This is a genomic window from Nonomuraea solani (assembly GCF_900108335.1).
Taxonomy (GTDB): Bacteria; Actinomycetota; Actinomycetes; order Streptosporangiales; family Streptosporangiaceae; genus Nonomuraea; species Nonomuraea solani.
The window spans coordinates 1-9083 of sequence record NZ_FNVT01000060.1 but is presented as its reverse complement, the minus strand read 5'-3'; the positions used below and the strand labels follow the sequence as shown (position 1 = coordinate 9083).

Genomic DNA, 9083 nt, shown 5'->3' with positions numbered 1-9083 from the left:
GCATCGCCCGGCACGGACGACCCGGCGGGCAGGGACACCTCACCCTGCACCTGCCCGCCGGATGGCACCGGCAGCCCGCCTGGCTGAACGCCTTCACCGCCACCCACGACCCACCCGCACACCCGGCCTGACCCGCCGAACCCCAGGTCACCGCCGCCCTCGACGGTCCCGCACCGACACCCGCGCTGCCGCGCCCACCCTCGCTTCCGACCCCTGAAGGACACCGGACAGGCCGCGACCCCGCACGCGGCGGCTTCACCATGCCCAAAAGCGCGCCCTCACCTGCACATCCGGCCCTCGTCGAGGAATTGGACCGAAAAATGATCAGGCCAAGTCACACCGTGGATTCAGGCTCAGAGGAGGTCACGAGTCGCAATTATTCCGCAAACTGGCACCTGCGGCCAACATACAACACCAACCGCCAAAATGATCGACAACACACCTTCCCGACTCGCGCCTCCATCTGCGACCAACCAGCAAGCCGTCTACCGATGGCCAAGTCCAGGCGTCCAGGCGTCCAGGAGGTGTTGCTGGACACCACCCTGGACAGGTGATCTAGGCATCGAACGGCCCCGCCTGGGGGCACACGAACGAAAGGATCATCAGATGCGCTCTGCCCATGCGCCGATCCCTACCGGCCGATTTTCTGCGCTGGAGTGTAAATCTGATATTTCCACTTCCTAGCAAGAGCGGTCTCCCAAGCAACCTGGCACGAACGTGGCAAAACCTGGCATCCAGTATTTCCGTAGGCCGAAGGCTGGTTCTCCAACCTCAAAGAGCAACGGGAAAACCACCCCGGCTTCCCACCAAACACCGCAAGCCCTCCGCATAGAAAGGCACCCAAATGAAACCCAACATCCGCCGTGGGCTCATCGTCGCCTGCACGGCCATGACGCTGACCGCAGTCGCGGATACGGCCGTCACTGTCCCCGAGGCCTCGGCGACACTGTCGTCACCCCTCGAAAGGCAGACCAACCCAAAGCTGCCCAAAGTTCACTACACCAACCAGACCAAAATCATCAAGGACTGCCCAATCCATTGGAACTACCCGCGCGAGGCCGTCAACGACCAGACCTGGCCCGCTGGCCCCTCCACCGGCTCGAAGATCGTCGGCGTCCGCTACACAACTGCCCACTACGCGCTCGTCCGAGACGGACAACGGCAACGCGCCCAGACGGCACCTTGGTGGGGCTGGATCGAAAAGGACTGCCTACTGGACAAAGTGGCCCGGAAGTTCCCCAGAGTCGAAAGACCTCGTGACCGGGCAAGCCAGCCAGACCCGGAGGACTACGCCCCCCGACTGGACGACTGGTGGGCCACCGGCGGCAACAACATACCCAAGCGCGTGGACATCACCCCAAGCCACCGCCCCATCAAAGGGCAAGTCTCGGTGGGCACGGCCGGCACCATTCGCAATGGGCCCAACAAGTTCGCCATCGGCAACGTGGGCCCCGGCTGGACCTTCCAGATCGCACGCTCGCAATGCCGGCGTCTAGACGGACAACCGTACAAGCCCAGCCAGTGGATCTTTGGGTACTCCCCCGACGCCCGGCGCTGGGGTTGGGTCCAGGCGGCCCACTTGCCAGCCTGTACCAGTTAATCCTTAGTCCGGTGAGCGTCCGCCTCCGATACCCCCTGGTGCAGCCCGCGTACCGCCTGCAAGGCCCGCGGCAGCGTCAAAGGATATGCAGGAAGCGGCCGCCTCACCGTCGCCACGAAGCCCGGCGACCATGAACACCACCCCACTCCCCGACAGGAATGGCTTCCGGCACGCCTCCGACATCACCGCACCTGGCTGACACGATCGGTGGCGATGACGATGCCATTGAGGTTGATGTGAGTCAGATGCCAGCTGCGCTGTCCAGCACCTGGCGCAGGCCGGGAGCGGAAGTTGCCAGAACGTCGATGCCTTCGTGTAGGTAGCGGTGGGCGGTCTTGCGGCTAGCCTTCCCCTCGTAACGTGGAAACCGGAGCCTAACCCGCCTGGCGGTCCACCTGCTCCCTGACCACCTGCCCAACCTCGATTAGCTCGGCTCCGTCGAGTTCGACGCACTCGCCCTGCACACCCTCGGCAACGTCAGGAACATGCACGAGATCGGCGTGCTGGACGTGTACTGCCAGGCGTTCGGCCTGGCAGTTCCCGACTGGGCCGCCACGGCGGCGGCTGGATGACCATCACAGACGTAGTGGTCGAGGGCTTCGTGACCTCCTTCGACCACTACGTACTGCGCGTACGACGTGGCCACAGCACTCAACTGCGGCGAGTTGGACGCCCTCGCCGAACTGCTCACCGCAGTGGGCCACGCTGACCTCGCCGCCAGGTGGATCGATGCCTACGCCAAGGGCGACAACCCCGATGACGCGCACGACCGCGAAAGCAACTGACACCCGAACCCCTGAGAGCCGGAGGCGCGACCGGGACCGCCATCCCGCCGACTCGCCTTCGGCCCTCGGGCATGCCCGGACCGGTCAGCTGCGCCGTCAGCCTTTACATCTCCGCTGATGAGGCGCATCAGCCACTGGTCCACTTCGTGAAGATCGGCCGTGGCCGGTGTGCGGTAGTCCTCACGCGGGATGTAGGAGGCGAACTCCGCCGGCAGCCGGGCTCCATGGACTTGTGCGAGCAGCTCGCCGAACTCGCGACACTGCTCGTGGGTCATGCCTGCGGTGCCGACGAGGCCAGGTATCCAAGGGGTCACGGATAACCGGCCCGCGTGGCAGTCGCTGTACGGCGCTCCACGGCGGGACCGGTAAAAGGGGCCGGGATTCCCGCGACGAGGGAGGGCATCGAGCAGCGGAGGCCGAAAATCGCTTCGATCTCACCTGCAGCACTGCGACGTTGACCGCAGGCCTGGCCGGGGCCGAGAAGACGCTCATTCCGTCACCGTCCCAGCGCCCGCGGGGAGCGAGGAAGCGCGCGCGTGCACCCACCAGGCGAGCGGAAGTGCGATCAGCACCACCGCCTGGATCGCGAGCAACGCCGCAACGATGCCCCAACGGTCTGCCACCAGGCCGGCTCCCAGGGCGACGAGCGCGTAGAGCACGCTGCCGAGCAGCGACGCAAGCGAACCCATCGTCGCGCGTTCCCGGTCGGTGAACTCGCGCTGCAGCAACGTCTGCTGGGCGATTGTCGACATGCCGTAGGCCGGTGACCCAAGCAGCACGGGCGAAAATACCGTCGGCTTGACCAGCGCCACGAAGTTCGCCATGTTATCGAACAGCTCACCGAACAGCAGAGTGCGGGCCGCGCCCACCCGGCCAATCACCCAACCACTGACGCGGAAGCCGACGAAGGCCACGCCATGGCCGAAGGTGCGCCACAGGCCCAGCGCCCAGAGCGGCCACAGCCCTGCCACGAAAACAGGCGACAACTGGGCCGCGCTTTCGCTGCTGTAACGAAGCGCCGACACCAGAGTTATTCGGCGGAGCACCGGATTACGGCGGATGCCGCGCAGGGCCGATCCGAGATGCACCAGCACGTTCGATTCCAGCGGGCCGTGCACCCGCGGTTCCCGGACCCGCAAGGCGACGAGCACGCACAGCACCTGCGGCACGACCGACAGCACGACCACCACATGCAGCGACCACGCGCCGGCGACCACGCCACCGATGGCTGCCGCCAGTGCGAGCGCGATCTGGAACATCGAGTTCACCCGGCCCGAGTGCCGGGGGAACTCCTCCTCCCGGCCGGCTTCGAGCAACGTGTTGTAGAGCAGAGACTCGTTGTTGCCGCTCCACAGCGAGGTCGCCAATCCCTCCAGCACAACGGCTGCCAGGAGGAGGCCGTAGCCCGAAGCGCCGGCGTACCCGAGATGGGCGGCCACCATGACGACGGCACCGGCGATCATCGTGCCGCGTCGGCCGAGGAGGTCGGAGAGCACCCCGGTAGGGACTTCGAACGCTGCCGAAGACAGCATCTTCACCGCCAGGAGGCTGGCGGCAGCGGTGTACGAGCCGGTGACTTGCGCAAAGTAGATGACCATAATCGGCCCGTACATGCGGAAGTCGCCGAAGAAGTTGAACCAGCTCAGCAGGCGGACATTCCGGTTGACAGTCTGATCAGCGGAGTCCGGAGCTGACCTCGACCGTTGAGATTTCCCGCCGAACGCGGCAGCGATCAGCTTTAATCCGTAGGTTCCAGGTTCGAGCCCTGGGCGCTTTACCACTCCGACCTGCAGATTCGCCGACCTCTTGATCAAGAATCAAGAGGTGGGTCACGCCTGGGACAAACCGACACCGCGAAACTTTCCCGGCAAAGTGCCCACGCAGTGAGGCTTTTGCATCCCCTGACGGCGGTTTGCTGGTCACAGCATGATCGCGAGCCTGACGTTCGCCTGACGACGTAAGAAACCCCTGGTAGATGGATTGATCACCACAACCAGATCCGTCACAACCAGGGGCCTCGGATGCTTTTCTATCGTGCCGCCGTCGATTTGTCGCCTTCAACGCTGAACTACGTCGCCGAAGTGATCCGTCGGCACCGCAAGGCGATCGGGTCGCCTTGCGGCGGCTCAACCCGGGGCAGCAGGCGTTGCTGGTGCTGGTCCACCTCCGCAAGGGTGAGACGTTCACCGAGCTCGGGTCCGGGTTCGGCGTGTCGACGGCGACCGCCTGGCGGTATGTGGAAGAGACCGTGGCGTTGCTGTCGGCGCGCTCCCCGAAGCTCGGCCAGGCGCTACGCAAAGCCAAGCGGGACGGGCTGCACTACCTGGTGCTGGACGGCACCCTGATCCACACCGACCGGATCAAGGCCGACCGGCCCTACTTCTCCGGCAAACATCGCGTGCACGGGATGAACGTGCAGGTCATCGCCTCACCGGACGGGACCATTCTGTGGACCTCCGGAGCGTTGCCGGGCAAGGCCCACGACCTGAGCGCCGCCCGAATCTGGGGCATTCTGCGCGCGCGAGGACGCGGGCATCATCACCCTGGCCGACAAGGCGTATCAGGGTGCCGAAGGCCCGGTCCGCACCCCGTACAAGGGCAAGAACAAGCCCGCCTCCCAGAAGCAGGCCAACCGCTCCCACGCCCGTCTTCGCGGACCCGGCGAACGCGCGAACGCCCAGCTGAAGAGCTGGAGAATCCTCCGCAAGCTACGCTGCAGCCCTTCCAAGGCCGGCCACCTGTGCAAGGCCATCGCCGTCCTTCAGAACCACCGCGTCGCGCAAGCCGCCTGAGGATGAAAAGGGGTCAGTGAGGAGTGGCGTCATAGCTGCCGCCTTCAGGGGGTGCTGATCCGTCGAGTAGCGACGGTCCCGGCGCAGATTCGATCTGGTGAACCTTTGTGGTTACCGACCTAGCGAACCTCCTGGAGAGTTTCGGCAACCAGGTGCGGAATCACCTCGCGCGCCTGAGCGAGGATTCGCTCCAGATAGACCGCGTGAGGGCTGGAGTCCACGTCGATATGAGCGTTCCATCGAGCCGGTTCATAGCGGGCCAGCATCGACAACACAAACAGCACTGCCCACCAGGCCATCAGCGGATGGACGGACTTACGCTCCGAGGTCACGGTGGGAAACAGCAGGCGCCCGCCGACGTACTGACGGGTGAAGGACTGCAGGAGAGCGATCTTCTCCGCTTTCCCCCAGGGCGAACCGTCCGGGAGTTGCCAGTTCATCGTGACCTCACCCCACTCATCGACATGGCGGTCGAACCGGGGCGACCCGCCGTCGGAGGCCAACACGTACGGGATCGGCGCGCGCGCTCCGAGCACGAACGACGACAGGTACTCGGCCAAGGAAACGTGTCCGTCCTCGGCGTCCATGACCCATGCCGGCAGCGGCCACACGGCTGTGTCGACGATCGGGGTGGGTTCGGCGGAGATACTACGGTGCTCTACGTTCAAAACTATCCGTCGATCGCGGCTCCCGCCCCTCAACGGCAGATCCCGGGATTCCGGCAGGCAATCCCACAAGACCTCAAACCGCACCAGCCCCTCCCCACTACGAGGCCACAAGGGCGACCCCAGCAGTTCCGACAATCGGGCGAAGCTCCCCCTGCCAGTCGGTTCATCGGTCACCGTCGTCACGTCGGCCAAATTCGCAGCAGCCAACGCCGAACCAGGGAACACCCGTATCCCATGCCCCTCCAGCCGCCAGTCGGTGCCGGTCAGCGCCACCGCGGCGGACGCCACCGCGCGTCCGGCCTGGCTCAGTCCGTAGAACAGCAGCAACGGGCTCGCCGCCGGCCCAACACCCCCGGCAGCACGCATCAGCTGCTCGGCCTGCTCCAATGCCATCACATACGTACGGCGACGATCCCGATTCGTCCCCGCAGCGGCCGGCGGATCCCACCGCGTCGCTCGCAACTGCTGCCAGATCAGGTCGATGTTGTCAGCCACAGACCGACCCTAGCCACGAGACTCGGGGTCCGCTCCTGGATATCCTCACCGAGGACGGCTGGGCGGATGCCGTGGTTACGAGGCCGGTGCGCAGGCCCGGCGCACGGCGGGCAGATGGGTAGTCAGCGTCCGTGCGTAAGCGATGAGCACGGCCGGGATCTCATCGCCGATCTTCATCCAGGCGATCCCCTGGGCTTCAGTCTGCGCGGCTTGCTGTTCCTGACCAGCGCCATCCATCTCGATGGCGGCCTCCATCAGCAAGCGACTGTGGATCGAGGCGGCCAGGGCCAGGTCCACCGCGTGAGTGGCCTGAAGGATCGCCGTCACGCTGGGTTCGGGTACGCTCGCGACGGCCATCGCCCGGGCCATGACGCACCAGGGCGGAAGGAGCGGTGTGTTGTGGCTCAGCCAGGCCTCGCCCCACATACGGCGCCGCCGTGCCTCCGGCCAGTCGCCGTTGTGCAGGACCACCTCACCGTTGTCGAGATAGCGAGGCTCCAGCCCCAGCCGCTGGGCGAACTCCTGCCCGCCCACAGCAGTAATCCCGGGGGGCCTGTCCGTGTCCATGAACAGGGCCAGCTCGGCCAGCTGGCGCTCTGATTCGGGCACCACGGCGATGCCGTCCAGCGCGCCGACAGGTATCTCCTGACGCGGGCTCACAGCCGCGACTCTGGCCAGCGTCAACGGGGTGCCAGTCAGGATGGTTATCACGGCGCAGGCAGCGACATCGGACCACCAGGCGGCGAACTCCAGCATCATCCTTGCCAGTTGCTGCTCGACCTCTTCGGCCAGCAACCGGCGGACTCCGCACAGCGACAGACTCGGATCCAGGGCAATCATGACGGGATCGCGTCGGCGCTCCAGTCGCTCGAGCTCTTCGGCCTGATCCCTGTCCGCCTGCAGGGCCTCGGCGTGCTGGGCGGCCACTGCGTCGGTGGCCTGGCCGATACGGCTCAGCACCTCGTCGATGACCGCCGGGCTCAAGACATGACCGGGTGGGGCACAGATGACGGCGGTGTCGGTATCGGTGTAGGGGTCCACGAATGCCTCCTACGTGGCGACCAGCGGCTCAGCGACCAAGCCAGCAAGCGCTCGTGCATGGGTCGCGTCCGGCCGTAACGGGACAGGGCGTCTTCACGATGACACCGGCCCGTCTCGAGCGCACAGCAAACACCGCAATACCCACTGACACTCTCGTGGCACTTGGCACCTGGCCCTACCGGTAGAAGACGAACATGCCGAGATCATGACAAATCGAACGGTCAAGAGTGTGCCATAGCGCATCGGATCCCGGCCGCGTGCTCGTCACGTGCTCTTCGGGGGGCTATCGGCACCCGTGAACACAGGCCGACATTTTCAGACATTTTAAATGCGACAAACTTCGGCAGAGCGATACAATTGAATACATTGAAATACAGCCCGACAGAATACCTCGCGACTTTTAATCCGCAGGTGGAGCTTCTGATCCGTCGCCATATATGCCGCGGCGACCGCCGCCTACCATAACCGGGCACCTTCTACTGGTTCGTCCAGATGATGGTGGCCCAGATGCATCTGCCCTGGCTCCGTCGCCATGATCAAGTCTTTACCTCCAGCGCTGTCCCATTTCGGGCCTGCAGGCAGGTATTTATAAAGATGACAGGGATTGGTGGCCCGGTGATCGGGCCGCACCAACGTGACACCCACGACAACAGCACAAACACGAGCAACCGAGTCATCCGTCCCGCCAACCGCCACTGCTTCGTCCCGCAGTTCCATCCAGGGCGGCGCCAACGATCGGCCGTCACGGAGCCGTCTGTCTCATTCCGCCCGCCGGCGTTCCTGCGCATCTGCACCAGGACCACCCCTGTACCCGTCAGCTTCGTGAGGAGCCGACACACAGCGGCTACCACGACGCCGTGCCGCCGCGGCCTGCGCGCCCGTAACGCGGTGACCGTCGGATTCGGCTTGACCATCGCCATCCAGGTGGGCGTCGATACCCCCTGTCCGACACGGCCATCCATGCGGCGGGTTGATCACCACAGGCGTGCTCGCCCGATCACACCGCCGCATCGGCAGCGCCGGATGGCCGCACCAACGCCCTGCGCTTCGCCGCCCGCACAGCGGCGATGACGACCGGGGCCCACTGCGGCGGCCCCATCCCAACCAACTCTGACCGTGGCCGACAGGACCGCGGCGGGATGGACGCCCGGGGCGGGACGTGACCTACGGCCCGCCCCGGTTACGCACCCGCACCATGCCGAACAGTGCTTCCCTCCGCCCTGCCCACCACCACCTCAGCCCCACCGAACAGCACCGAAGAGAACAGGAACGAGACACACGATGGCCGAAGGACGCACCTTCAAACGCTGCTCCTGCCGCGACGACGACGGCAAGGCGCTCGGGCAGCAATGCCCGAAGCTGCGCCGCCCCGGTGGCGGGTGGAGCTACCGGCACGGCATCTGGAACTACCAGATCGAACTCCCGCCCGCCCCGGACGGCAAGCGGCGCGGGCCGCTGCGCCGCGGCGGGTTCGCCACCCAGGACGCCGCCGAGGCCGAACTCGGCCGGGTGCGCGATCTGCTGGCGCTGGCCGACCCGCGCGAGCCCGCCACCCGCACCCAGATCGCCGACCTGATCAAACGCACCCTGGCCGAGACCGACACGCTGCCGAACGTGGAGACGGTCCGCCGCAAGGTCAAGACCGGGCAGCATCTGACCCAGGAGATCACCGTCGAGCAGTGGCTGGCCGAGTTCCTCAACC

The 9083-nt window shown here is 65.7% G+C and carries 5 protein-coding genes and 2 pseudogenes; 4 read left to right on the top strand and 3 right to left on the bottom strand.

Going from position 1 to position 9083, the window contains the following annotated elements; all coding sequences use genetic code 11:
- Positions 1-844: 844 nt before the first annotated feature.
- Both C4V41_RS61575 and C4V41_RS62665 read left to right on the top strand, forming a co-directional pair.
- Positions 845-1600, top strand: a complete 756-nt coding sequence (locus C4V41_RS61575) for a hypothetical protein (RefSeq protein WP_146104302.1) — start codon at positions 845-847, stop codon at positions 1598-1600.
- A 638-nt stretch (positions 1601-2238) separates the two neighbouring features.
- Positions 2239-2385, top strand: coding sequence for a hypothetical protein (locus C4V41_RS62665; protein ID WP_160150808.1), 147 nt, complete (start codon positions 2239-2241; stop codon positions 2383-2385).
- A gap of 488 nt (positions 2386-2873) precedes the next feature.
- On the opposite strand, the gene C4V41_RS60330 is transcribed toward C4V41_RS62665, so the two are convergent.
- Positions 2874-4199 (bottom strand): MFS transporter, encoded by a 1326-nt coding sequence (locus C4V41_RS60330; RefSeq protein ID WP_146104301.1) that lies wholly within the window; start codon positions 4197-4199, stop codon positions 2874-2876.
- 207 nt (positions 4200-4406) lie between these two features.
- On the opposite strand from C4V41_RS60330, the pseudogene C4V41_RS60325 reads away from it, so the two are divergent.
- Positions 4407-5177, top strand: a pseudogene (locus C4V41_RS60325) (transposase family protein).
- A gap of 119 nt (positions 5178-5296) precedes the next feature.
- Here the strand turns inward: C4V41_RS60325 and C4V41_RS60320 are convergent.
- Together C4V41_RS60320 and C4V41_RS60315 are read right to left on the bottom strand one after the other, a co-directional pair.
- The gene (locus C4V41_RS60320) at positions 5297-6340 is read right to left on the bottom strand and encodes a YaaC family protein (RefSeq protein WP_103964996.1); all 1044 of its coding nucleotides are present in this window, start codon (positions 6338-6340) and stop codon (positions 5297-5299) included.
- Between the two features lie 75 nt (positions 6341-6415).
- A complete protein-coding gene (locus C4V41_RS60315; RefSeq protein ID WP_103964995.1) occupies positions 6416-7381 on the bottom strand; it encodes a hypothetical protein in 966 nt (321 codons plus the stop codon).
- Positions 7382-8662: 1281 nt separating this feature from the next.
- Here C4V41_RS60315 and C4V41_RS60310 point away from each other — a divergent pair.
- Positions 8663-9083 (top strand): annotated as a pseudogene (locus C4V41_RS60310) (tyrosine-type recombinase/integrase); the annotation flags it as partial.